Consider the following 25,409-nt stretch of genomic DNA (forward strand, 5'->3'; position numbering starts at 1 on the left):
TGTAAAATTTGGGCAATAGAATTCCAGGTAAAGATTTTTTAGTTCTTTTTTAAATGGTTAATTAAAATTTAGTGCTTCCGGCTATACTGCAATATTTTGCCGGATTGTTGTGTTTTGTTAGTTAGATGTGCAAAAACACGGAAAGGTTACAGATAAATTTTACTTTTTTATTCCCGGTATCAGAAAGTCGAGGAAATCATCATATACGGTATAATCTGCACACATAGTATTTGTGCTGGCGCAGGGGCACTTAGCGGCATTGCAGGGGGGATGTTGCCCGCAGGATGAACAGAAAATAATAAGCCCGGTAACTATTACCGGGCTTAAACATTTAAAACTTTTTCGCATTGGCGTGAACCTTTACAGTGTCGGCAACCAAGGTATCAACCTTGCATTGCAAACCATTGTCGGTCATAATAAAGTTGGCAGATGGAGCATCGGGCAATTTATTAGTGTTAGCGCAATCATAGATGCTGAAATGCACATAGCGATCGAGGTTCCTGTCAATTACCAGTTTGGTGTTTAACGGCACCTTTAGGGTTAGTTCTATTTCCTCGGCATGCCACTGATCGGAGTTTAAACGATGCAGCTTATAATCGAAAGTTAAAACCGAATCTTTTTGCGAGAAATTGTATTTGGTATTGCGTGCGTTTACCAGGGCTTTCTCATAAGTAGAGCCTTTGGCGTGGTAACGCTCAACCAATACGGGCTGGGTTACATCGCTTTTCTCGATGTTGATATTTAGGTTTTGAGGTTCGGTATGCTCATCATCGTCTTCATCGTCGGTTACAATCAGGCCGTGAAATTGTGCTTTAATATCAAGGCGCGCGCTGTCTTCGGCAGTAAAAAAACGTGTTTTGTCTAATTTAAGATGATAGGTATTGATGCTGGACGGAGCTAAACTGATGGTTTGATCAAAACTAGCCGATGATTTAAAGCCCGACATCACCCTTGTTGTAAAGTAAATAAGCGTACTCAACGCGCAAACCCATATAATTAAAAGTGTAGAAGCGGTTGAACGGTTTATGCCACGGGTATTAAATACGAATGTTGCCAGGCCGAGTATCAACGCCAAAAGCGGCACAATTAGCACGGTAAAGGCCGACAGGTACAACCATGTGCCGTAGCGCTCGCCTGCAATGCTAAACGGAAATATGAGATGAAGATCTTGCCCGAATGCAACGGCAGCAACAAAGGCGATAATAAGGCCTATCGCTGCACCAAAAAAGCCCAGCATAATAGCTATGCCTATAATCTTTAATATGATCTTGCCAAACTGGCGGATAAATGAGGCCGTGAAGGTGACAAATTCACGCACAAAATCGCGGAAGCGATAAATAAAAGGTTGTGCTCCCTCGTGTGCATCAGCCAAACGACCACGAACGGTTACCAGTTCTTCTTCAAAATTACGCTTAAAGCCCTGCAGGTCTAGTTTTTCGCCTTTCATGGCCATACGATCAGCACGGGTTACTGCTTTAGGTAATACCAGCCAAAGCACAATGTATAAGAACAGGCCTGTGCCTGCAAATACAAGCGCTACAGCGAAAGCGAGCCTGATCCAAACGGCCTGCGTGTCAAAATAATTGGCAATGCCAGAGCAGACTCCAGCTACCAGATGGTCGTCCGGATCGCGGAAAAGGCGACGCTTGGTCTCGCGGTTACTGTAGGTGTAACCTGTTTCGGCACCCTCGGCAGCTGTATTATCAAAATCTTCAACCGCGCCCATTTGTTCAATTACAAAGTTTACATCCTGGTCAATCACAGCCTGACGGCCTTCGCGCTGAAGTATTTCTGTAAACAGTTCGGCAATTCGGTTTTCAATATCGGTTGTAATCTCAAGCCTATCCTCCGAATCGAAGAAGTGCCTTTTAACGGCAGTCATATATTGCTTCAGTATTTCATAGGCGTTCTCCTCTATATGAAACACGGTGCCGTTTATATTTATAATGATTGTCTTATTCATGATTTATAGTGATTTTGGTCAGTTCTTGTTTCGTGCCTCGATAGATGTTTGTACCGCAAAGGCGAGTTCTTGCCAGGTTTTATCTAATTGAGCTAAAACTATCTTGCCTTCTTCGGAAAGAAGATAGTATTTGCGAGGTGGCCCTGAGGTTGATTCTACCCAGGTGTATGTGAGCAGGCCGTTATTCTTAAGCCGGGTTAGCAGGGGGTACAAAGTGCCTTCAACCACAAGTAATTGTGCTTTCCGCAACTCTGCGATAATGTCAGATGCATATATCTCCCCCTTGGCTATGATAGAAAGTATACAGTACTCCAGTATACCTTTCCGCATTTGGGTTTGGGTGTTCTCGATTATCATAATACAAAGATATATGTTTTAGATTGTATTATGCAATACATAGTACTGAATTAATTTTTATTAAAATGACTTATTCGTATGTTTTTTTGATAAATCCTTATTCATTTTCTCTCATTTAACTAATATTTCAGTTTTACAACCTATTTTTAAGTAATTAACTATTAACTGATATTATTTCTCGAAAAAAATGAAAAAACATTTACTTGCGTATTTGTGCTTTTTTGTGTGCTCTATTACACAAATTTACGCGCAAAGCAGTACGGTTACAGGAACCGTTACTGCCAAGGAGGATGGATTGCCAATCCCAGGCGCTACCGTAAAGGTTAAGGGTTCCAGCATCGGAACGCAAACCAACGCAAACGGTACCTATTCTCTAAAAGTCCCAGGCGGATCTACACTAACCTTCTCTTTTATTGGCTACACTACATTAGAAATACCGGTTGGTGGCAGAACCGAAATTAATGCGGTGTTGCTAAGCAATAATCAGCAGCTTGGCGAGGTTGTTGTAACCGCCTTAGGCGTTCGGCGCGAAAAAAAGGCTTTGGGTTATGCTGTGCAGGACGTTAAATCGGACGAATTAACCGCGGGTGCCCAAACAGACCCGGTGAGGGCATTGGCGGGTAAGGTAGCCGGTGCATCAATTACTATTTCATCTGGTACGCCAGGTGCATCTACTAACATCCAGTTGCGTGGTATCAACTCTTTAACGGGTAACAATAGCCCGCTATTTGTAATTGATGGTGTGCCGATTGATAACTCCCAAAATCAAACTATGGATCCGCTGGCAAGCGTTGGCAATGGTAACCGGGCTATGGACGTTAATCCGGATGACGTTGAAAGCGTTTCGATCTTGAAAGGCCCGGCGGCGGCGGCCTTGTACGGTATTCAGGCAGCCAATGGTGCGATTGTTATTACTACAAAAAAAGGTGTAGCCGGTAAAACTCAGGTTGATTTTAGTACGGGTGTTTCTTTCGACGTGGTCAACAGGATGCCGAAATTGCAAAATCAATGGGTACGGGGTGAAAACGGATCAATTGCAGGCAGAAACAGCACCAGCAGGTATTCATGGGGTGCAAAAGCTGATACACTGGCGTGGACTGGTGTACCTAACGGATATGATTTGCACGGTGATATTGTTGGCAAATCGAGCTCTTTGGCTAAAATTCCGTTTCAGGGGTATGATAACCTGAACAATTTTTACCAAACCGGTACCAGTTTCACCAACTCAGTATCCGTTAGCGGTGGTAACGAAAAGGCAGTTTATCGTACATCTGTAAGTAACAATTACCAAAACTCTATTGTGCCAACGCAATACTACCAGCGTACGTCTATTGCATTTTCTGGCCAGTTAGAGATTTCTAAAAGGTTAAAGGCGTCTACCAGCTTAACGTATACCGCTAGTGACGGTAAATTACCTCAACAGGGTAGTAATACTTCTGGTTTGATGCTAGCCTTAACCCGGACACCTATCTCATTCGACAACTCAAACGGTTTAAAGGATCCGGCAAACAATCCGTTGTCTTACACATTACCCGCCGGGCAAACCAATCTAAGCGGTACTACCCAGCGCGATTACCGAAATAGTGCCACCTATGATAACCCTTATTTTATTATTAACAACGCACCGTTCACTACCAATATATCGCGTATTTTAGGTAACATACAGTTAGACTATAATATTGGCAGCGGCTTTAGTGCTATGTATAGGTTAGGTACTGATACCTATCAGGATAATCGGCATCAATACTATGAAATTGGATCGAGTACATTTCTCGGAGGCCGTATCATTGATGACCGCTACACCTACAAGAGCTTAAACTCGGACTTGATCTTGAATTATACCAAGAAAATATCGAGTGATTTCCAGTTTGATGGAAAGATTGGTAATAACTTCTATGGTAGGAAGCTTGACAATCTGGCAAGTCAGGGCGACGGTTTGGTTGCACCGGGATTTGATAACGTCGCTAATGCGAGCTCTCTTATCGTAACCAATCCTATTGTAAATTACAGAACTGCATCTGTTTATTACGATTTAAACTTGAGCTACCGCTCTATGTTATATTTCGAAACAACAGGTAGAAACGACTGGGTTTCTTCGCTGCCGTCTGGTAAAAACAGCTTCTTTTACCCATCAGCGAATTTAAGCTTTGTATTCTCTGAATTAGGGGAACTTAAAAACAGCAACGTTTTAAGTTTTGGTAAAATCCGCTTTTCGGCCACACAAGTGGGTAATGCGCCGCCACCATATCAAACCCAATCATTTTTTGTGCCAACAGCTTTTGCCGATGGTGCAACAACGGGTATCAGTTTCCCGGCAAACGGCTTAGCAAGTTATGGTCTTAACTCTAATTTAGGTAACGCCAATTTGAAACCGGAGAAAACCACCTCGTACGAGATTGGTACCCAATTGCAGTTTTTCAGAAATAGGTTAGGGTTAGATGTTACTGCGTATTATAGCAAAGGAACAGATCTGATTGTTCCGGCGCCGATTGCGGGGTCGTCAGGTTATAATTCGTTAACCTTAAATTCGGGCTCGTTGCGTAACAAAGGTTTAGAAATCCAGCTTTCGGGCACCCCGGTCAAAAGCACCAACTTTACCTGGAATAGCTTTGTAAACTTCGCTTTAAACAGAAACAAAGTTTTAGCATTAGCCGAGGGCGTAAACCAAATCACACTCAATGGCTTTACAGGTACTGTAATTGCAGAGCTTCCGGGTCAGCCAGCCGGGGTGATTTATGGCTTTGGTTATACCAGAGATGCTAGTGGTAACATCGTAATAGATGATGCCGCGTCAAAAGGCTATCCGTTAGCCAATCCAAACGTTCAGGAAAAAATCGGAGATACCAACCCTAAGTTTAGAATGGGTTTCGGTAACACGTTTACCTATCAAAAAATATCATTATACGGCTTGGTCGATTGGAAATTTAAAGGCGATATCTGGAATGGTACAAGAGGCTCATTAGCCGCTATCGGTACATCAGATATTACCAATAACCGCGGTACCAGCACTGTATTTAAGGGTGTTAATGGCCACATTGATGCTAACGGGAATTTAGCTCACTATGATGGCAGCGGCAACGAAGTTGCCGGCCCAGGCGGCATAAATAATACAAGTGTAGTTTTAGACCAAGCCTGGTATCAGGGCGATGGTGGTGGTTTCGGTAACTTAAATGAAGCCTTTATAGAAAATGGTTCATTTGTTAAGCTGCGTGAGGTTTCGCTTAGTTACGATTTCAAAGACCTACTCTTTGGAAAGGGAAGCAAGGCGCTTAAGAGCTTCACCTTCGGTGCATTTGCCCGAAACATTATCATTTGGACACCCTATAAGGGCATTGACCCGGAAACCAGTTTAACCGGTGCAACCGTTGCGCAGGGTATCGACTATTTCAACAATCCGGGCACGGCAAGTTACGGGATGAATCTTAAGGTTAAATTTTAATCGAGGACAATTGACATGAAAAATATAATCAAATATAAATTTACGAAGGTCATTTTACTGCTTGCAGTTATTACGGCAGTGACTTCCTGTAAAAAAGGATACTTCTACGACGGTATCAATAACGACCCAACGCAGTTGCAAAAACCTATTCCGGCTAACCTTCTACCGGGTATTATTGCATCAACCGGATATGAGTGGGGAGGCGATGCATCTCGCTATCCGGCTACCTTTATGCAGCAGGTACGGGGTGCAGCCAACCAGTCTTTTTCGGCTAACCGTTATGCTGTTTCAACAGATGATGTTGATAATATGTGGACTTTTGGTTTATACGGCGGTATTATGAATAATGCTCACGCGCTGATACAACTGGCCGATGCCAGCGGGCAAACGCACTATGCGGCGGTAGGCCGTATTTTAATGGCTAATGCCTTAGGTTTAACTACCGACCTTTGGGGTGATGTGCCTTACTCTGAGGCTTTTCAGGGTTCGGCAAATCTGCAACCTAAATATGACACTCAACAGCAGATTTATGCCACACTTGATAATCTGTTAGCAACCGCTATTACAGATTTAGGTAAAACAGAATCGACAGTACAGCCCGCAAGCGACGATATTTTATATGGGGGTGATTTGGGCAAATGGTTGCGGTTTGCACACTCCCTGAGGGCAAAGTTTTATTTACATCTTGCTAAAGTTGACGCGAGTAATTACGGCAAGGCACTTACCGAAGCAGCCTTAGGTTTCAAAAATTCGGCAGATGATGCCGCGGTACAGTTTGCCGGTGCAAGCGTTACTACCGAGAACCCTTGGGAGCAATTTAATTCGCAACGTGGCGATATCGCGTTCGATGGTTATATATACGATCAACTGGCTACAGCCGGCGATCCCCGTTTAGACGTATATAGCGATGGCGACGGTGGTTTGGGTACATTATACGGTAGCCCTAACTCGCCGGTATACTTGCTAAGCTACGACGAGGTGCAGTTTATTATAGCAGAAGCTAACTTCCAAACAGGCAAATTGGCTGATGCTGCTACGGCTTACAATGCAGGCGTAACGGCCAACCTGCAACGAACAGTTGATGCAACAGATTATGCCGCAACAGTAGCCAAGACGGCTGGCAATATTACCCTAAATGACATCATGACCCAAAAGTACTATGCAAACTTTTTAAACCCGGAAACATGGACAGATTGGAGAAGAACAGGCTTGCCGGCTTTGACCCCTGTTGCCGGTGGTGCGCTAAATGGGCAGTTGCCGAGATCGTTGTTATACCCATCGAGCGAAATCCGTTACAATAAAAATACACCTGCTAATACTGGTATGTTAAGGAGGGTATATTGGGATAAGTAATTACAACCAATTTGTTTAAAAAAAGCCCTGACGTTTACGTCAGGGCTTTTTTTATATAGTGTAAAAAATACATACTTTCCGGTAGGTGCCACGTTTTCACAATTGTCATAAAAATGGCATTTGTGTTAAGTAATGGATAACAAAATGTGTATTTTATCTTGTTTTTTTAAAAATATCTCTATTTTAGACCTCTTAAATAAACAAACTAATAACGCATGAAAAAAAATTTACTTATTCTTTTGTTCTTAAGCATGCTTGCATTAACAAATGCGTTTGCTCAAGGCAAAAAAGTTTCGGGTAAGGTTTTAAGCGCAGACGACGGACTGCCATTACCCGGAGTATCCGTAAAAATTCAAGGTACACAAAAAGGTGTATTAACAGACGGCGACGGAGGTTATTCTCTGTCATTAACATCAGGCCAGGTTGTAACATTTTCTTATATAGGCTTTGTATCTCAATCAGTTACTTTTAATGGCAATACAATTGCAGTAATTAAATTAAAAGCCGATTCTAAGGCGCTTGCAGAGGTTGTTGTAACCGATGGTTACACCACACAATCTAAAAAATCTTATGCTGGCTCTACAGTAACAGTTAAGGGTGCCGAAAACGAAAACAAGCCGTTTTCTACTCCCCTTGGCGCATTACAAGGTGAAGTTGCCGGTTTAAATATTTCATCAAGCAGTGGCCAGCCAGGTGCAAACGTACAAGTACGTTTACGTGGTGTTGGTTCTATCGGTGCTGATTCAAACCCTCTTTATGTTATTGATGGTATGATCATCAACGCTGGTGACCTTTCAAGAAACTCAACGACATCAAACGTGCTGGCTGGTATCAATGAAAATGATATCGAAACTATCCAGGTATTAAAAGATGCTGCTGCTACTTCAGTTTACGGTTCACGTGGTTCTAACGGTGTAATCGTTATTACTACCAAAAAAGGTAAAGCTGGCAAAACAGTTGTTCGCGTTGATGCAGAAGCTGGTGCAAGCTCAAACTTAAAAGTTCCTGAATCTGGCAGACCAGTAACTGGTGATGAATACAGAAACTTGATTATACAGGGTATGACTAATGCCGGTAAAACTCAAGCGGACATCAACACTTATCTTGCTAATGGTTTTAACGGTGCAAGCAATAACTGGTACGATCTGGTTACTAAAAATGGTACACAACAACAATACAACGTTTCTATTAACGGTGGTAACGAAAATACAAGAATTTTCAGTTCAGCAGGTTACTTTAAACAAGAAGCAACTACCATAGGATCAAATCTTACCAGGTTTACTGGTTTATTAAATATCGATCATAACATCAGCAAAAGAATCAGTTTAAATGCAGGGATCAATTTTTCGAATGTAAACCAGAACACTCCTTCTAATGGTGGTGCATTTGCTAACCCTATCTTAGCAGCTTACTTCTTACGTCCGTTCCAATTAGCATACAATGCTGACGGAACTCTTAACACAAGCAGATCTGGTAATACAAACTTCGGTAGCGTATTTAACCCACTGTATACAGCTGCAAATGATGTTAAAAACTTATCTCAAACCCGCATTTTAACTAATGCTACTTTAAAATGGAACATTTGGGATCAATTACGTTACACCGGTTATGGTAGCATCGATTATGATGTATTAGAGGAGCACCAATTCTGGAACCCAATAATGGGTGATGGTTTTTCAACAGGTGGCCGTGGTTACGATTACTATACCCGTTATTTCAACTGGTTAACTCGTCACCAATTAGATTATCGTTACAATGTTCCAGGTATCGAAGATTTTTATGTTAACGCAACTGTTGGTTACGAGGCTCAAAGATCTCAGCAATATTACATCAATGCTTCAGGAACTGGTTATCCATTAACTCAGCCTTTGTTAACCTCTTTGGCTAACTCATCAACTCCTACTGCGGCAAGTTCAGCATTTTCTAATTATACATTCGACTCTTTCTATTCATTGTTGAGTGCTAATTACAAAAACAAATATGCTATCACCGGTTCATTCAGACGCGATGGTTCTTCTCGTTTTGGTACTAATAACCGTTTTGGTAACTTCTGGTCTGTAGGTGGTGTATGGAATGTTGATGAAGAAAATTTCTTCAAACAACAAAATGCATTAAGCTCTTTAAAACTAAGGGGATCAATTGGTACAACGGGTAATGCTTCGTTATCTGTTTCATCTAACCCCAACTATCTTGCAAGACCAACTGCTGGTTATGGTAACAACTATAACGGCGGAACCGGTCAAAACTTTAATACTATTGGTAACCCGGACTTAACCTGGGAATCACAAACTAAATTTGACGTTGGTGCCGATTTCGGTTTCTTTAAAGATCGTTTAGGTTTTGTTGTAGATTATTACAGAAATACAATTAACCAATTAATTCAACAAGTGCCAATCGCTCGCGAAACCGGCTTTACGGTTATTAACGAAAACGTTGGTTCGATGTTGAATAAAGGTTTGGAATTTGCTGTTAAAGGTGTGCCTATTAAAAGCAAAGACTTCACATGGTCAACAAACTTTAACATCTCATTTAACCATAATAAAGTTACCGAGTTAGCTAACCACCTTCCATATGTTGCTTCTGCAGGCCCGTCTTCTAACAGCAACATCTATGTTAAAGAAGGTTACGACATCCAAACCTGGTATACCAGATTATATGCAGGTGTAGATCCAGCTAACGGTAACGCACTTTGGTATACAGATGGTACTAAAACAGCTACCACTACTTCGTACGCTGCTGCTGCACGTGTACAATACAAACAAGCAGACCCTAAATACTTTGGTGGTTTTAACAACACCTTTAATGTATACGGTGTAACATTATCTGCTGATTTCTACTACAACTTTGGTAACTATATTCAAGATGCATGGGCATCTTATCTAACTGATGGTGTTTACTATGGCACCTATGGTAAATATGCATCTAACCTTAGAGCATGGACTACTCCAGGCCAGGTTACAGATGTACCTAAATATATTGCCGGTGGTACAAACGGTGGTCAGTCTGCATCTTTCTCATCAAGATTCTTATACAAAGGAGACTTTATCAGACTTAAAAACCTTGTTGTTGGATACGATTTCAAAAACTTCGACGTAGTTAAAAAATTAGGTATATCTAAATTATACCTTTACGGCCGCGGTACCAACTTATGGACTAAAACTTACGACAAAAACTTGCCGTTTGACCCAGAAGTTGGCTTTACTGGTCAGAGCAACCTTGAAGTTCCTCAAATCAGAACTTTCACAATTGGTTTAAATGTTGGTCTTTAATAATCAGTACAATGAAATTTAACAAGTATATCTATATATTAATGGCAGGTGTAATGGGAATTACATCCTGCAAAAAGGAGTTTCTAGATGAGAAACCCCCTACAGCAGTTCCGGTTGCTGACGCTATAAAAACTGAGAATGATATGTCTGACGCTGTGAATGGTATGTATGCGAGTATGCGTACTTCAAACACATTCGGTCGTGATATCCCTGCTTTAGGTGATATATTATCGGACAACGTTTATGTAAGTTCTTCCAACTCGGGCAGGTATCTGCAAGAGAACAATTACTCTTACATTAACAACAACGCTGAGGCAGCAGATATATTCAACCAGAGCTATTATACAATACTTCAGGCAAACAGAATTATCAATACAAGTATTGCTTCATCTAGTGCAGTAGGTCAATATAAAGGAGAGGCTTATATTGTTAGAGCTTTAAATTACTTACAGTTAGTTAACTTCTTTGCTACGCCGTATACAGTAAACCCTGCTGCTCCCGGAGTAGCGCTGGTTACTGGATATACTGGCCCGAACATTAAGCCAAGCAGAAATACAGTAACCGAAGTTTATGCCAAAATCATCAGTGATTTGGACAGTGCTTATGCTATTATGCCAGCTACATCTACCCATGGTAACAGCTCATACTATTTAAGCAAATATGCAGCAAAAGCGATTGAGGCCAGAGCATATCTGTACAAAGGAGACTACGCTGGTGCTCGTGACGCTGCTTTATTAGTGGTTCAAGGTGGTGGCTATACTCAAGCAACTGCAACAGGTTTATCTGCTTATTGGGCTAACAACGTTGGTTCGACAAATAAAGTAGAAACCATTTTTGAAATGGCTTTAAATACGGCTACCAACAACGGTACTAACGGTTTAGATTATGAGTATGATCAGCCAGTAGGTTATGGCGACTTCTTAGCCACTACAGATTTGTACAACCAGTACAGAGCAACCGATGCCAGAAGAGCTTTTATAACAGCTGGTGTAAGAAAAGGAAACGGTTTACCTGCATTAATTGTAAGTAAATATCCAAACGTTTCACAATCAGATCGTGATGATATTAAAATTATCCGTTACTCTGAAGTGCTTTTAACTTTGGCAGAAGGCTACGCACGTAGCGCTGATGAAGTAAACGCATTGAAGTATCTTAACCAATTTGTTGCACAGCGCGATCCATCATTGGTATACGCTTCAACAGGTACACAGTTGATCAATGATATCTTAAATGAAAGAAGAAAAGAGTTTGCTTTTGAAGGTTTGCGTTTCTTCGACCTTACCCGTACCAACCAGGTAATCAATCGTCCGCAAATGGCGAACTCTGCTCCATCTTATCCAACTGTTAGTTTAACAGATTTCAGAAGAATTTTACCGATTCCTCAAGCTGAAATGGATGCTAACCCTAACATGAAACAAAACCCTGGATATTAATCCATGGCGAACTAATAAAAACAGAAAAGGCTCTTAATTGAGCCTTTTCTGTTTTTTTGTATACTTATTTCATTATTTTCAGGTTTCAAATACTAAACAATTATCATGAAATTTTACAAAGCTTTTTTAATTCTATTAATCTGCGCCGGTGTTAAGTCGGCATCTGCACAAGGAGTTCAAATATCAGCCGGCGGTGTTCCTGTTCAGGATCGCGATATGTCTGATGTTGTAGGGTCACCCTATGTTAATGCCGAATGGGGTAAAGGTACAGTTAAACTAAAAGACGATAAAGTATATACCAATATCGACTTGAAATATAGCGATTACGACGACGCACTATATTTTAAGAGTGCTGAAGATAAGATGCAATCGTTCGCTGTACCCGTTGTTGATTTCACCATTTCCTATGCGGAAGACGGGAACCCGGTTTTAAAGCATTTTAGAAACGGCTATCATATTCAAGGATACGACGGCAACGCCTATTTCGAAGTTTTTAACGAGGGAAAAGCTCAATTCCTGAAAAAAACAAAAAAGAAAATTGAAACACAGAGCGTTTATGGTTCAACTGGAAGCGACAAGAAATTTGTTAGCACAACCAAATATTTTCTTGTAAATGGAGATAAGTCTGCCATTGTAAAAAAAGACAAAAAATCGATTCTTGAGGCCTTAGGTGATAAACAAACTGAGCTTGAAGCTTATATTAAAAGCAACAACTTAAATCTTAAAGAAGAGAGCGATATTGCGAAGCTTCTTACCTATTACAACTCAATTTAGTGAGCAAGTTATATCTGGTTATTCATCAATAATCAGCAATCACAAAAAAGGCCATCGATTTATCGATGGCCTTTTTTGTGGAAGGATGGTTTCGGCTATTTCTTGTCAACACTGTAAGCTCCCGGGCCTAGAAATATTAAGCCGGCAAACATTACCGCATCCTCAATAGCGTGCGAGGCGGCCATTAAGCCATCGCCTTTGCCCAGATGCATTGCAGTAGCTACTATCATATTAATAAGCAACAGTAAGCATATTGGCCTGAAAGCCCAGCCAATGATTAGCAGAAAGCCCCCGAAGGTTTCAACAACTGCAGATAATAAGCCCCATACCATAGGCCAAAATGTAATGTGCACGTATCTGGTAGCCTGTCCGGTTTGTTCCCAGGTATGGACGCCGCCGGCCAGTTTAGGGAAGCCATGATAGATAAACATAATGCCCAATCCTACCCGGATAACCAGAAGCCCGAAATTTTTGTACTTGCCTAATGTTGCTAGATATGCCATGTAATATATAAGGTTGTTGTTAAATAAAACTCAATTCTGCCTGCTGTGCCTGTACGTTTAGGCTTACTGTTCTACCGAATATCAATGCGTTGTTGTTAGGTACATGCCCTCCCGGGAAATCGAAACAAACCGGATAATCATACTCCTTAATAGCAGTTAATATCATTTCCGGCACGGTAAAACCGAAAGGGATATCGTTGTCCTTTAAATCGGTAAACCCGCCTACAATTAAGCCCGTTAGGTTCTTAAATTTTCCTGCCCGCTTTAAACAATAGATCATGCGGTCTATGGCGTACATATACTCGCCTACGTCTTCAATAAACAGTATTTTACCGTCGTAATCCACATCAGAAGCAGAGCCTAATACGGACATTAGCAGCATTAAGTTACCGCCGATAAGTTCGCCGCTGGCCTGCCCTACGCGATTGTGATTTTCGGTTGTGAAGCTGTAACTAAGCTCCTCGCCAAACAGGGCTTTTTTAAGCGATTGCAACGAAGCAGCCGATGCATCCGGTATATTGATGGGCATTTGCCCGTGAATGCTTTGCAGTTGCAGATTAGCCTGTAAATGCGAATGTATTACTGTAATGTCGCTAAAGCCGATGATCCATTTAGGATTTTGCTTCAGGTTGTCGAAATTTATATCATCAATTATGCGGATGGTGCCATAACCACCGCGTGCGGCGAAAATGGCTTTTACTTCGTTGTCGTCAATAAAACGCTGCATGTCCTGCGCACGTAATTCGTCGGTACCTGCAAATTGGTGGTATGATGCAGTTACGGTTTCGCCCAAAACTACACGTAAGCCCCATGATTGTAGCAACGCCACTGCATCGTCCATAGGTTGCGGTAATTTTTTTGCCGGACAAGTTATAGCGACCAGGTCGCCTTTTTTAAGATAAGGGGGCGTTATGCTCATATTTATAAATTATCTTTGCCAAATTATAACAAAGCGCTTAAAACTTTGGAAACTCAAAAATATAAAAGATATACCATCACCGCAGCTTTGCCTTATGCAAATGGGCCAAAGCACATCGGTCACCTGGCCGGGGCATATATTCCGGCCGATTTATACGCACGTTACCTGCGCCTTAAAAAGCGCGATGTGGTTTTTGTATGCGGCTCTGACGAGCATGGTACTGCCATAGCCAACCAGGCCATGAAAGAGGGTACTACCCCACGCGCTATTATTGATAAATACCATGCGCTGATCAAAGATTGCTTTGAGAAACTGAATATATCATTTGATATCTATCACCGTACCAGCGAACCACTGCACCATGAAACAGCGCAGGAGTTATTTACCGACCTTAATAATCAAGGAAGCTTTGTAGAGAAAGTATCGGATCAATATTTTGACGAAGAAGCAAATTCTTTCCTTGCGGATAGATACATCATTGGCACCTGCCCTAACTGCGGTAACGACCATGCCTATGGCGACCAGTGCGAGCGCTGCGGTACTTCATTAAGTCCGGAAGAGCTGATCAATCCTCACTCGGCATTAAGCGGTGCTAAGCCGGTGTTAAAGCCAACCAAACATTGGTACCTGCCATTAAACGAGTACGAGCCGTGGTTGAAGGAGTGGATTCTGGAAGGCCACGCTAAAGACTGGAAAACCAATGTATACGGCCAATGCAAAAGCTGGATAGATGGCGGCCTGCACCCACGCGCGGTAACCCGCGACCTGGACTGGGGTATTAAAGTACCCGTTGCCGGAGCCGATGGAAAAGTGCTATACGTTTGGTTTGATGCACCTATAGGCTATATATCGGCCACTAAACAATGGGCTATTGATAAAGGCAAAGACTGGGAACTGTACTGGAAAGATAAAGAAACTAAATTGGTGCACTTTATTGGCAAAGATAATATCGTGTTCCACTGTATAGTGTTTCCGGTGATGTTGAAAGCGCAGGGTTCGTTTATCCTGCCGGAGAATGTGCCTGCCAACGAATTTATGAACCTGGAAGGCGACAAAATGTCGACTAGCCGTGGTTGGAGCATTGAAATGCACGAATATCTTGCCGATTTCCCGGATAAGATTGACGAGTTGCGTTACTACTTAACTGCCATTGCACCCGAAACCAGCGACAGTGAGTTTACCTGGAAAGATTATCAGGCACGTGTAAACAACGAGCTGGTAGCCATTTTGGGCAACTTTGTAAACCGCGTAATGGTGTTGATGCACAAGTTTTTCGATGGAAAAATTACAGCCCCTGCGGGCGAAGTTGATTTTACCGACGAAACGCTAAACAAAACCGTAGGTGAGCTCTATGACGAACTGGAGAGCAGTTTCGAGAACTATAAGTTTCGCCAGGCACAGCAAACTGCTATGGAAATGGCTCGATTAGGTAACCGTTATTTGACAGAGAAAGAGCCTTGGAAAACCTTCAAAGTTGATGCCGAAGATGCACGTAATACCCTGCATAATTGTTTGGTATTGATAGGCCACATGGCAACTGCTTTACAACCGTTTTTACCGAATACATCTGCTAAGATCTTCGAGATGCTGAACCAACCAGCGGGTGAAGTAACTTTTGATCAGGAGCTGAAATTTAAGGATGGGCATCAACTGAACCCGGCTTCGTTGTTGTTTGTGAAGATTGAAGACGACGTGATACAGGCGCAAATTGATAAACTGCAAGCTAAGGCAGATTCATTAACTATGGCAGCGGTTGAAGAGCCTGTAGAGCAAGCAGTATTGCCGACCAAAGAAAATATCAATTACGATCAGTTTGCAGCGATGGATATCCGTGTGGGTACCATACTCACCGCCGAAAAGGTAGCTAAAACCAAGAAGCTAATGAAGCTGACCATCGATACCGGTATCGACAAGCGTACGGTGGTATCGGGCATTGCCGAGCACTTTGAGCCGGAGGCTATTATCGGTAAACAGGTAAGTATTTTAGTAAACCTGGAGCCGCGCGAACTGAAAGGTATCCTATCGCAAGGTATGATCCTGATGGCCGAAAACGCCGAAGGTAAACTCGATTTTGTAGCCCCGGTAAATGCTATGGGCGAAGGATCGGTAATACGCTAAACAGATGTGGAAATGTGCATTAGCATATTTCCACATTAAATAATAGATTTGCAGCATTGTCAAATTGGCTAATTAACAAATTGACAAATTAACCGGTCCCGTAGTTCAACGGATAGAATAGGAGTTTCCTAAACTCTAGATATGGGTTCGATTCCCGTCGGGACCACTAAATGAAAAGCCTCATCTGTTTAAAGCAGATGAGGCTTTTCTGTATTACGCGAAATGGTGCGGTGACAACACTGACCATAGGCTAACAGCTATCATGTCAGCCTGGCGCAAGTACCCAGTGTTAAGATGTGGGTTGGAGACTTGCGCTTCTACGGATTGTGACACTTTTTTTGAATGTTGTCTAATTATTTAACGAACATGACACTTATTTCAATGATTAATGGCCACGGCTTCCCTGTCATTATTAGTGACCGAGCTATTTCCGAAGCCGGAAATAAAAAGCCTGTTATTTTGCCGTCGACCAACAAACACACGTCCCAAAATACCCCAGTTATAGATTTTAACGTTAAAACTATTATAATTCAAGACGTTCTGTGCGTAGCTTTTGCCGGAAATGTAACCGGTATTAAGCAGTTACAGGCTGATATTTCCGACTATTTCTTATATAGAAGAGTGAATAAAGGCAACTTAAAAGAGCTTTTAGGAACATTAAAATATAATGATGACGTTTCTGTGCTTTTCGCAATTGGTGGCCCCGAATTTTCTAACAATCAGATCATGGTAGTTTACAAAGGAAATTGGCTGAATGATCAGAGTCGTGAGAATCTTGATGTTTTATCTTGTGGTAGTGGGGCTGAAGCTTGGACAAAACATTTGGTTGAAAACTCTGGATATCTCGACGAAAGTGAAATATCTGTTCATTTCTGTAAGCAAAGAGCTTTGCTAACTTGCATTTCTTTTTTAAATCAAGAGAGACAGTCGATAACAAATCTTATGGATGGTTGGGGCGGTGGCTTCGATGTGGTATATTATGATAAAGGAGTTTTCCATCGCTTTGATCAATTAACTTACGCTTTTCATGTGGTTAAAGTTGAACAGCCAACACAAATCGCGCCCATATCTCTCATTCATAATAGCTATCAAAATGGAAACGCCATAGTCCGGCATTTGACGGCGGACGGGTATCAAAACTATTTAATCCCACAATTCAACGAAAGGTTTCCTAGGCTCGAAGAAGATCCTAATTGCATATCGCGGGATATTGTTACTTGTATACGTTTATTAAAAGATGGAGGAAGCTATTGCGATCTCGTAGTGTTGATTTGGGATAATGATCCGCAGGCAGCCCCCTATTTTTACACGACCAGAAAAGATAATAACTTTGGTGTGTTGTTTTCCGATATTTATATAAAAAAAGTTAGAGAAGCAATATCAAGCTATCTAGCGTAATTCAGCCCTTCCACATGCTCCCGCAAGGCTCTGCTTTGTGATGACGTGATTTGCCTTGTTCCCCGTCGTCGCCGGGTCTCTCGCAGAGGCCCCTACGCTTTAGGATAGGTTGGCGCAGAGAATTGCGGGATCCTCTGCGAGAGACCCAGCAAGAACATCAAACTCTAGATATTGGTTCGATTCCCGTCGGGACCACTTGAAAAGCCTCATTTGTTTAAGATAGGTGAGGCTTGTCCGCTTTATGTCGAATGGTGCGGTGACAACACCGACCATAGGCTTTAAAATCTAATTGTAATAAAGCATGGGTTTTCGTATTTTCATATAATTGGGACTGCCCTAAAATCTTGACGATGCAAGAAAGTTCAAATGAGGTTCGCGATAATGAATTGTTATCACTTTCTAATCTAGCAGGCTTAGCCGCCGCAAGCGTTACGATTACCTTTACTTTTGCAGTAGTTAAGCTTTTTATTTTCTACCAACTGTTTCTACATGTCCCAATATTTCAATACACCGATGTCATCGATGTTATTGCAATGGCCCCAACTGCGGTATTTTGGGCAATATTTATGGGATCGATAGAGGCGGGAATGTTTGTTTTCGAGAGTAATAAACTTATTAAGGCAGAGAAATATTTGTATGGGCTTATGGCCTATGGTTTGGCGATATTTATTACTGTCATAGCTTACAGAAATGATCCAGGAATACGTTTGGCATTAATAATTCCTATTAGATATTGGTATTATTTCGTAGTGCCATTTGTAATTTATGTTGTAACAGTGATGTATATACAAGAAAATACAACCCAAGCTGGAGGTAATTTTATGGTGAAAAACAAGGTAATAGCGGTCGTTATTTTTACTATTTGGTATGCAATATTCGATTCCTTTGCCAATTACACGGCGCTAAATACGCCGCAAACCCACCTCGATTATAGACTCAAATTTAAAAATGGACAACAATTACGAACGGTAAAAAACATATATTTTGTGGGACGTTCAAAAGGGTTTTGGTTTATTTATAATTCTTCGACCGAAAGTGTTAGAGTCATAAACAACGAAGATGTGGAGTTGGTGGATATAAACACCAATCTTTCCAGCTATGTTGACAAAGCTTCGGAAATACAAAAGGTCACTCACCCTAAAAAACTATAGGCCCCGTTGCTGGCGTACGTGTGTCGCATGTTATAAAACAGAATAGCAAATGAAGAGGATTTAGATTCCCCCATGCTCCCGCAAGGCTCTGCCGTGTGGTGAAGCAATTTGTCCTGTTACCCGTCGCCGCCGGGTCTCTCGAAGAGGACCCTGCGCTTTAGGATAGGTTAGCAGGGAATTGCGGGGTCCTCTGCGAGAGAACCCGCAAGAACATCAATCAAAAGGTTGGTGACAACACCAGCCTTGCAAGCTAAAAAGCCTCTGGATAATATCCAAAACCACTTCAATTAATTTAAAAATCCATTCAAATAACCCAATATCATTTTAGACTGCATCATTAAGCTCACGTGGCTTTGCGAAGGGACAATGGCCAAATGCGATTTCGGCATCGGCTGCATATCGGCAGATACGCCACCGCCCAGGAGTTGGTAGGTTTTTCCGAGTTCAACCTTATCTAGTCCATCGTTGTCGCCGGAAATGATCAATACAGGCGACGTGATTTTTGCGATATTGTTATCACCCATGTCAAATGGGCTCGCTATAAAAGCAAGCATTTGCGCTATAAACTTTGTCCATTTTGTTTTGTCCGGTGCCGCCGCGTCGTATGCCGTTTTCATCGGACTGTTCGTAAACATTTCAGGCTTCATGTTTTTAAATGCTTCGGTTACTTGTGGGGCCCAGCCGGTACTTTTATAGGTGGAAGAAATTATTACCAATTTCTTTACACGTTTGGGGTTTTGTATGGTCAACTGGTAAGCTACGGATCCCCCCATGCTATATCCGGCAACATCGGCGCTGTCAACTTTCAAATAATTCATTACGCTATCTACGTCACTTGCCAGGGTGGCCAAATCAAATTTTCTGTCCGAAAACGGGGTATGCCCATGCCCCTGAAATTCGATAGCAATTACTTTTCTTGTTTTTGACAGCTCAGGTATTAATTCGCCCCAGTTTGCATCAATAGTCATAAAAGCACCATGTAGCAAAACAAGTGGCTTACCGTTACCAAATACTTCATAATAAACTTTTATGCCATTAACGGGTATGTAGCCACTTTCGGCAGGCTTGCTTTGTTGCCCTTTAGACCGAAATACTGTAAAAAGAAGCATAGCAATTACTAATGCCGGTTTTAAGACGTTAAGTCCTTTTAATGCCTTTTTCATAACGCTCCAATTAAATTATTGTGATCTATCAATAATATAAATATCGGCGATATTTCAGCATTTCAGGCTGTGTAAAGACGACAATTTGAGGGGTAAATCGCGCCAAGATAATGTGGTTGTATTGGAATTGGAGAGGCGATGATTATGCGCTAGCCAATTTTGCATTGTGCAGTCAATCAGTTATTTGTGAAATTTTTGTTCTTGTATCAGAATAAATAACTGTAATTTAGATAACCCGATTTTTGCCAGCCTCCGGTAGCATTGTCCGCCAGGCAATCCAACCTACTAAACCGATAATCAATTAAGGAAAAATGGAACAGCAACCTAACCAGCCATCGCCCGAAAACATTATGAAAATTGGTACGGGCTTTTGGGCTTCAAAAATTCTTCTGACCGCCGTGAGCTTTCAGCTATTCACCATAGTTGCCGAAAAGAAAACGATGAAAGCCGAAGATGTTAAAGACATTTTAGGGCTTAAATGCGCAAACAGGCATGTATATGATTTTTTAGATGCTTTAACCGGGTTTGGTTTTTTAAAGCGTGATGGGGTTTTAGAAACAGCTATTTACTCCAATACGGTGGATACGGATACATTTTTAGATAGCAATAAGCCGTCGTACATTGGAGGCATCCTCGAAATGATGAACAACCGTTTATATGGTTTCTGGGGCAACCTGGGCGAGGGGTTGCTTACAGGGCTTCCGCAAAATGAAGCAAAAAGGAGCGAAGATTTTTTCGGCCTGATCTATAAAGATCCCGAAAAACTGAATGAATTTACCCACGCCATGAGCGGCATCCAAATGGGTAATTTTATAACATTCGCCCAAAAGTTCGATTTTACGAAATATAAAACCTTGATTGATGTGGGCGGTTCAGCTGGCCTGCTTTCTGTTATGGTTGCAAAGCATAATCCCCATATGCATTGTACAAGTTTCGACCTGCCGCCGGTTGAGCCCATTGCAAATGCTACCATACAGCAATTCGGATTGCCAGATCGCGTGAAAGCCGCAAGCGGCGACTTTTTCACCATGCCAATACCCGATGCAGACATAGTGGTAATGGGAAATATCCTGCATGATTGGAACGAAGAAAATAAGATTTCGTTAATGAGAAAAGCCTATGAGGCGTTGCCTGATAATGGCGCGTTTGTAGCTATAGAAGGCATAATAGATGATGAAAGAAAGCAAAACGTTTTTGGTATGATGATGAGTTTAAATATGCTTATTGAAACAGGAACGGGATTCGATTACACCTTTGCCGATTTCAACAAATGGGCAAATATTGTTGGGTTTAAATCAACCTCGCTGCTCCCGTTGGTGGGGCCTTCAAGCGCGGCGATAGCGTATAAGTAAGTAAACATGACGTTAATGTTTTTCAGCCTAAGGTTGGAGTTGTCACAGCCTTTCTGTGAAATGGATGATACGGTGACAGCACGATATGTGTTCGGGAGATTTTCTCGGCCCACCCAAGGGAGGCAATCAAACTTGGTTCTCGCTGCGCACGCGTGCTGTCTGTAACTAAAGCGAATCAACACCCAACATATTATTTCCCTACAATCTTCTTTCGGTGTACCGTTCCCCAATCCGAAAGTTCTGTGATGATGGTTTGCAGCGTATTGCCGTGTTCTGTTAGTTCGTATTCAACGGTTATGGGTTGTGTGGCTAAAACAGTCCGTTTTACCAGCTGGTTTATTTCCAGTTCCTTTAATTCCTTGCTCAGCATTCTGTTAGAAACGCCTTCAACATCGTTCAGAATGTCAGAAAATCTTCTTTTACCGTAACAGCAAATAGACGAGATAATAGCGATTTTCCATTTCCCGTTCAAGGCGTCCATAGCATCCTGAACAGACCTCATTCTTTTCTTTTGTTCCTGCTGGAACTCTGTTATTGCGCACTTCATATGTTACTTAGTTACACCGATGTTACTATTACTTTTCAGTACAAAGTTACTTAAAATAACTTGATTGCTCTACCTTTGCTGCTCAATAATTAAAGAAAGAAACAATGAGTAAGTTAAAAAATAAAGTTGCCGTAATTACAGGCGGCAATAGCGGTATCGGATTGGGTATTGCTGAGGCATTTAGAAATGAAGGCGCCGTCGGGGCTATTGTCGGCAGAAATCAGGAAACTTTAACAAGTGCCGTGGCTCAACTTGGAGAAAATTTTATAGCCATAAATGCCGATGTAACCAATGTTGACGACCTAGAAAGAGTATTTAAAGAAACAGCTGAAAGATTTGGTAAAATAGATGTGGTTGTAGCCAATGCAGGTGGCGGAGCCGTTGGAACTGTGGCGACCTTTGGCGAAGCCGACTTTGACAAGGCAATTGATCTGAATTTGAAAAGTGTGTATTTCACTGTTCAAAAAGCATTACCCTATATGAATGAGGGCGGTTCTATTATCCTGATCGGGTCAAATGCAGCCCACCGCGCTTATCCATCATTTACGCTGTACGGTGCTGCAAAAGCAGCCGTGATCTATTTAGCAAAAGGATTTTCGAGCGACCTTTTAGATAGAAAGATCAGGGCAAACGTAATAACACCCGGAACAACAGATACACCGGCGTTTGACAAGTTTGTTCCCGCAGAGCAAATTGAAGCTGTAAAAAAACACTTTGCAGATCAAATGCCGATAGGCAGGATTGGTCAACCTGCCGACATTGGCACAATAGCGGTTTTCCTGGCCTCTGACGATTCTTCATTTATGCTTGGTGCCGAACTTATTGTGGATGGCGGTATGACCTATTTAGCTAAATAATTTTCAATATGAACAGATTAAAAAACAAAGTAGCGGTAGTTACCGGTGCTTCAAAAGGAATAGGTGCCTCTATCGCGAAACACTTCGCTGCCGAAGGCGCAAAGGTTGTGGTGAATTATGCTTCGAGCAGAGAGGGAGCTGATAAGGTAGTGAAAGCCATAACCGAAAACGGAGGCATAGCTATTGCAGTACAGGCTGATGTATCTAATGAGTTAGATGTAAACAGGTTATTTGAAGAAACCCGGAAAGCGTTCGGCACGTTAGATATTTTAGTTAACAACGCGGTTTCTCAAGGGTACGCACCTATAGAACAGATATCGGTGGAGGCTTTTCACCAGAGTTTCAATGTCAATGTACTAGGGCCTGTCTTAGCTATTCAGGCAGCATTGAAATTATTTGGAGACAAAGGCGGGAATATTATCAATATCAGTTCGGGTGCCAGCAAATACCCGCTTCCCTCGGCCTCCCTGTACTCTGCAACTAAGGCTGCGTTAGATGCTTTCACCATTGCATTATCGAAAGAACTGGGTGCAAAAAACGTTCGTATTAATTCTATTTTACCGGGTGCTACAGAAACAGAAGGTGCAGCCAGTGCGGGCGTAACTGCCGGCAGCGAGTACGAAAAAATGTTTATTGCCAATACACCGCTTGGCCGCCGAGGCCAACCCGAAGACATAGCGAAAGCCGTTGTTTTTATAGCCTCGGATGATGCCGCCTGGATTACAGGAGAGCAAATTTCTGTTTCGGGCGGTATGTATGGTTTCTAAACAAAATATCGTAAATCAGGGGCTTTTGAAGCTTCCCTTCCTTGAAAGTTGCCAATAGCATTGGCAACTTTTTTTTATGAATTAAACGCCGGTTAGGACGATACTAGCATAACTAATTACGGTTAACAGTTTACCTTTGTCAAAACGTTAATATGATAGAGCTACCTCCTTGCCCCTTGTGCAAATCAACCTTTACTTACGAAATGGAAAACCTGTTGGCCTGTCCAGAATGCGGCCACGAGTGGAGTGCGGAAGAAGATATTATCGGGGATAACCAGTTGGTGGTGAAAGATAGTAACGGCAATATTCTGCAAAATGGAGACGCGGTAGTGGTGATAAAAAACCTGCCGGTGAAAGGTTCATCGCAAAGTATAAAGGCAGGCACTAAAGTTAAAAACATTCGTTTGGTAGAGGGCGATCACAATATTGATTGTAAGATCGATGGATTCGGTGCAATGACGCTTAAATCTGAATTTGTAAAAAAGACATAGGTAGGCACTGACAAGCATTTGACTTACGTCATACACTATTTTGTTTACCCCAACCAGTTGTATGATTTTTACATGTCACATTTTTTTAACTTCAGAATAAAATATTTACTTTTCGCACAGTTGAAACTGGCTGCCTTGTTTGCCGCCAGTTTAATTGCGATGCCAAAAAATAATTTGCTGTCTCCAATTTTGTCTGTATTAAAAAGATCAATAATTTTTGGCTTAAGCTTGTAGGAGAAACCTATGCGTTCTCACTAGAGAGTAGGATATTTCATTCTATAAGTGTCTGTATTATTGCCTTGGCTTGCTTTTATATTCCGTACGACTTATATGCAGGGATGTATGTGGCTTCCTTATCGTGTCTTATACTTGCTGCTGTCTTTTTTTATCAGTATTACTATTCGCGGTATCATCATAAAAAGCATAATGACGTCGTATTTGGGCTAGCCGGGTTAATTATTTTCTCTGTAAATTATTTTGCCAATTCGGGTATCAATGGCTCTACCGATTTAATATGGCCGGCTTACTTATTACTGCTCTTAGCCATTTCTCCATACCGCCAGCATTTGGCCTGGTTAATAATTTACGTGCTAACTTTTTTGATTCTTCATGCCATTGGATATTACTACCCTACATTGGTACAATATCCTTTTAGTGGCGCCAAAGGGATGTTCATCGACCGTATTACTGCTTTTCCGATCCCGGTAGTTACCATTTACTTAATTATTAAATTTATCAGGCGGAGTTATGATAAGGAGAAGAACATAGTAGAATTAAGAAATGAAGAGATAACGCTACAAAAAAGCCTGCTTGAGCAAAGCAATGCGGAAAAGAATAAGCTGATGTCCATCATTTCGCACGATATGCGGGCACCTCTCATTAACATTCAAAGTTATCTGCGGCTGCTTAACGAAAATGCAATCGACAAAACCGAGCGGCCTGAATTAGAAAAAGATTTGCTGGCCGCTACCAATAACACTATGCAAATGCTATCCAATTTGCTGTACTGGACAAAATCGCAAATGGAACGGCCCAGCATAAACTTGCAGACGCTCAACCTGTTTTCGGCATTACGAAGCACGTTAGATATGGAGAAAACTCTTGCAGAAAAAAAAGGCATCGCTTTAAATTATAACCTCGACGATACAATAACCGTAATTGCCGATACCGATATGCTGCAATTAGTGGTGCGTAACCTGGTAAGCAATGCCATTAAGTTTACACCTAAAGGAGGCGCGATCAATATAGATGCCCTAATACTCGGCGGCAAATGCAAATTAACAGTGAGTGATAATGGAAAAGGCATCGCCCCTGCCGAACAGGAGAATATTTTTCGCATAACTTCTGAACCCGCTTTTGGCACTAATAACGAAAGAGGCGTAGGTTTGGGATTGTTGCTATGCAAAGAGTTTATAGAGCGGCAAGGCGGAAGTATCGGCTTCGAAAGTATTTTCGGGCAGGGTTCGGCCTTTTTTATTTTTATTGCTTCGAAGCCGGACCCGGAGTAGAACCTTAATACACTCTTAATCTCCCGTTAACTCATAGACTACCCCAA

19 protein-coding genes and 1 tRNA gene are annotated in these 25,409 nt (G+C 41.8%); 14 read left to right on the forward strand and 6 right to left on the reverse strand.

The window, feature by feature from the left end; all coding sequences use genetic code 11:
• Nucleotides 1–331 precede the first annotated feature (331 nt).
• Together GSY63_RS09090 and GSY63_RS09095 are read right to left on the reverse strand one after the other, a co-directional pair.
• The gene (locus tag GSY63_RS09090) at nt 332–1,963 is read right to left on the reverse strand and encodes a PspC domain-containing protein (protein WP_166585474.1); all 1,632 of its coding nucleotides are present in this window, start codon (nt 1,961–1,963) and stop codon (nt 332–334) included.
• A gap of 18 nt (nt 1,964–1,981) precedes the next feature.
• Nucleotides 1,982–2,320 carry a PadR family transcriptional regulator gene (locus tag GSY63_RS09095; protein ID WP_166585475.1) on the reverse strand — a complete coding sequence of 113 codons (339 nt, stop codon included), beginning with the start codon at nt 2,318–2,320 and terminating at the stop codon, nt 1,982–1,984.
• 187 nt (nt 2,321–2,507) lie between these two features.
• On the opposite strand from GSY63_RS09095, the gene GSY63_RS09100 reads away from it, so the two are divergent.
• The 5 genes from GSY63_RS09100 to GSY63_RS09120 all read left to right on the forward strand — a co-directional run bounded on the left by GSY63_RS09100 (nt 2,508) and on the right by GSY63_RS09120 (nt 12,588).
• Nucleotides 2,508–5,759: a SusC/RagA family TonB-linked outer membrane protein gene (locus tag GSY63_RS09100; RefSeq protein WP_166585476.1), complete on the forward strand. Its 3,252-nt coding sequence runs from the start codon at nt 2,508–2,510 to the stop codon at nt 5,757–5,759.
• A 15-nt stretch (nt 5,760–5,774) separates the two neighbouring features.
• Complete coding sequence (locus GSY63_RS09105; protein ID WP_166585477.1) at nt 5,775–7,112, forward strand: SusD/RagB family nutrient-binding outer membrane lipoprotein; 1,338 nt, start codon at nt 5,775–5,777, stop codon at nt 7,110–7,112.
• A 215-nt stretch (nt 7,113–7,327) separates the two neighbouring features.
• Nucleotides 7,328–10,381, forward strand: a complete 3,054-nt coding sequence (locus tag GSY63_RS09110) for a SusC/RagA family TonB-linked outer membrane protein (protein WP_166585478.1) — start codon at nt 7,328–7,330, stop codon at nt 10,379–10,381.
• A gap of 11 nt (nt 10,382–10,392) precedes the next feature.
• On the forward strand, nt 10,393–11,814 hold the full coding sequence (locus GSY63_RS09115) for a RagB/SusD family nutrient uptake outer membrane protein (protein ID WP_166585479.1): 1,422 nt from the start codon (nt 10,393–10,395) through the stop codon (nt 11,812–11,814).
• Between the two features lie 105 nt (nt 11,815–11,919).
• Entirely contained in the window at nt 11,920–12,588 is a 669-nt protein-coding gene (locus GSY63_RS09120) for a hypothetical protein (protein WP_166585480.1), read from the forward strand.
• 95 nt (nt 12,589–12,683) lie between these two features.
• Here GSY63_RS09120 and GSY63_RS09125 read toward each other — a convergent pair whose 3' ends face one another.
• Both GSY63_RS09125 and GSY63_RS09130 read right to left on the reverse strand, forming a co-directional pair.
• On the reverse strand, nt 12,684–13,091 hold the full coding sequence (locus GSY63_RS09125; RefSeq protein ID WP_166585481.1) for a DoxX family protein: 408 nt from the start codon (nt 13,089–13,091) through the stop codon (nt 12,684–12,686).
• Between the two features lie 19 nt (nt 13,092–13,110).
• Nucleotides 13,111–14,010 (reverse strand): S66 peptidase family protein, encoded by a 900-nt coding sequence (locus GSY63_RS09130; protein WP_166585482.1) that lies wholly within the window; start codon nt 14,008–14,010, stop codon nt 13,111–13,113.
• 45 nt (nt 14,011–14,055) lie between these two features.
• Between GSY63_RS09130 and metG the strand changes: the two genes are divergently transcribed.
• The 4 genes from metG to GSY63_RS09150 all read left to right on the forward strand — a co-directional run bounded on the left by metG (nt 14,056) and on the right by GSY63_RS09150 (nt 18,677).
• Nucleotides 14,056–16,128 (forward strand): methionine--tRNA ligase, encoded by a 2,073-nt coding sequence (gene metG / locus GSY63_RS09135; protein ID WP_166585483.1) that lies wholly within the window; start codon nt 14,056–14,058, stop codon nt 16,126–16,128.
• Between the two features lie 94 nt (nt 16,129–16,222).
• Nucleotides 16,223–16,294, forward strand: a tRNA-Arg gene (locus GSY63_RS09140).
• Between the two features lie 200 nt (nt 16,295–16,494).
• Nucleotides 16,495–17,526, forward strand: a complete 1,032-nt coding sequence (locus GSY63_RS09145) for a hypothetical protein (RefSeq protein ID WP_166585484.1) — start codon at nt 16,495–16,497, stop codon at nt 17,524–17,526.
• Between the two features lie 350 nt (nt 17,527–17,876).
• The gene (locus GSY63_RS09150; protein WP_166585485.1) at nt 17,877–18,677 is read left to right on the forward strand and encodes a hypothetical protein; all 801 of its coding nucleotides are present in this window, start codon (nt 17,877–17,879) and stop codon (nt 18,675–18,677) included.
• A 287-nt stretch (nt 18,678–18,964) separates the two neighbouring features.
• Here the strand turns inward: GSY63_RS09150 and GSY63_RS09155 are convergent, their stop codons facing one another.
• Nucleotides 18,965–19,840 carry an alpha/beta fold hydrolase gene (locus GSY63_RS09155; RefSeq protein ID WP_166585486.1) on the reverse strand — a complete coding sequence of 292 codons (876 nt, stop codon included), beginning with the start codon at nt 19,838–19,840 and terminating at the stop codon, nt 18,965–18,967.
• A gap of 311 nt (nt 19,841–20,151) precedes the next feature.
• Here GSY63_RS09155 and GSY63_RS09160 point away from each other — a divergent pair, with 311 nt between their 5' ends.
• Nucleotides 20,152–21,192, forward strand: coding sequence for a methyltransferase (locus tag GSY63_RS09160; RefSeq protein ID WP_166585487.1), 1,041 nt, complete (start codon nt 20,152–20,154; stop codon nt 21,190–21,192).
• Nucleotides 21,193–21,382: 190 nt separating this feature from the next.
• Here GSY63_RS09160 and GSY63_RS09165 read toward each other — a convergent pair whose 3' ends face one another.
• Nucleotides 21,383–21,739, reverse strand: a complete 357-nt coding sequence (locus GSY63_RS09165) for a winged helix-turn-helix transcriptional regulator (RefSeq protein ID WP_166585488.1) — start codon at nt 21,737–21,739, stop codon at nt 21,383–21,385.
• 104 nt (nt 21,740–21,843) lie between these two features.
• On the opposite strand from GSY63_RS09165, the gene GSY63_RS09170 reads away from it, so the two are divergent.
• The 4 genes from GSY63_RS09170 to GSY63_RS09185 all read left to right on the forward strand — a co-directional run bounded on the left by GSY63_RS09170 (nt 21,844) and on the right by GSY63_RS09185 (nt 25,362).
• Entirely contained in the window at nt 21,844–22,596 is a 753-nt protein-coding gene (locus GSY63_RS09170) for an SDR family NAD(P)-dependent oxidoreductase (RefSeq protein WP_166585489.1), read from the forward strand.
• Between the two features lie 8 nt (nt 22,597–22,604).
• Complete coding sequence (locus GSY63_RS09175) at nt 22,605–23,363, forward strand: SDR family NAD(P)-dependent oxidoreductase (protein ID WP_166585490.1); 759 nt, start codon at nt 22,605–22,607, stop codon at nt 23,361–23,363.
• A 152-nt stretch (nt 23,364–23,515) separates the two neighbouring features.
• Complete coding sequence (locus GSY63_RS09180) at nt 23,516–23,854, forward strand: zinc ribbon domain-containing protein YjdM (protein ID WP_166585491.1); 339 nt, start codon at nt 23,516–23,518, stop codon at nt 23,852–23,854.
• A 299-nt stretch (nt 23,855–24,153) separates the two neighbouring features.
• A complete protein-coding gene (locus GSY63_RS09185) occupies nt 24,154–25,362 on the forward strand; it encodes a sensor histidine kinase (RefSeq protein WP_208094498.1) in 1,209 nt (402 codons plus the stop codon).
• Nucleotides 25,363–25,409 lie beyond the last annotated feature (47 nt).

The organism is Mucilaginibacter agri, assembly GCF_009928685.1.
GTDB lineage: Bacteria > Bacteroidota > Bacteroidia > Sphingobacteriales > Sphingobacteriaceae > Mucilaginibacter > Mucilaginibacter agri.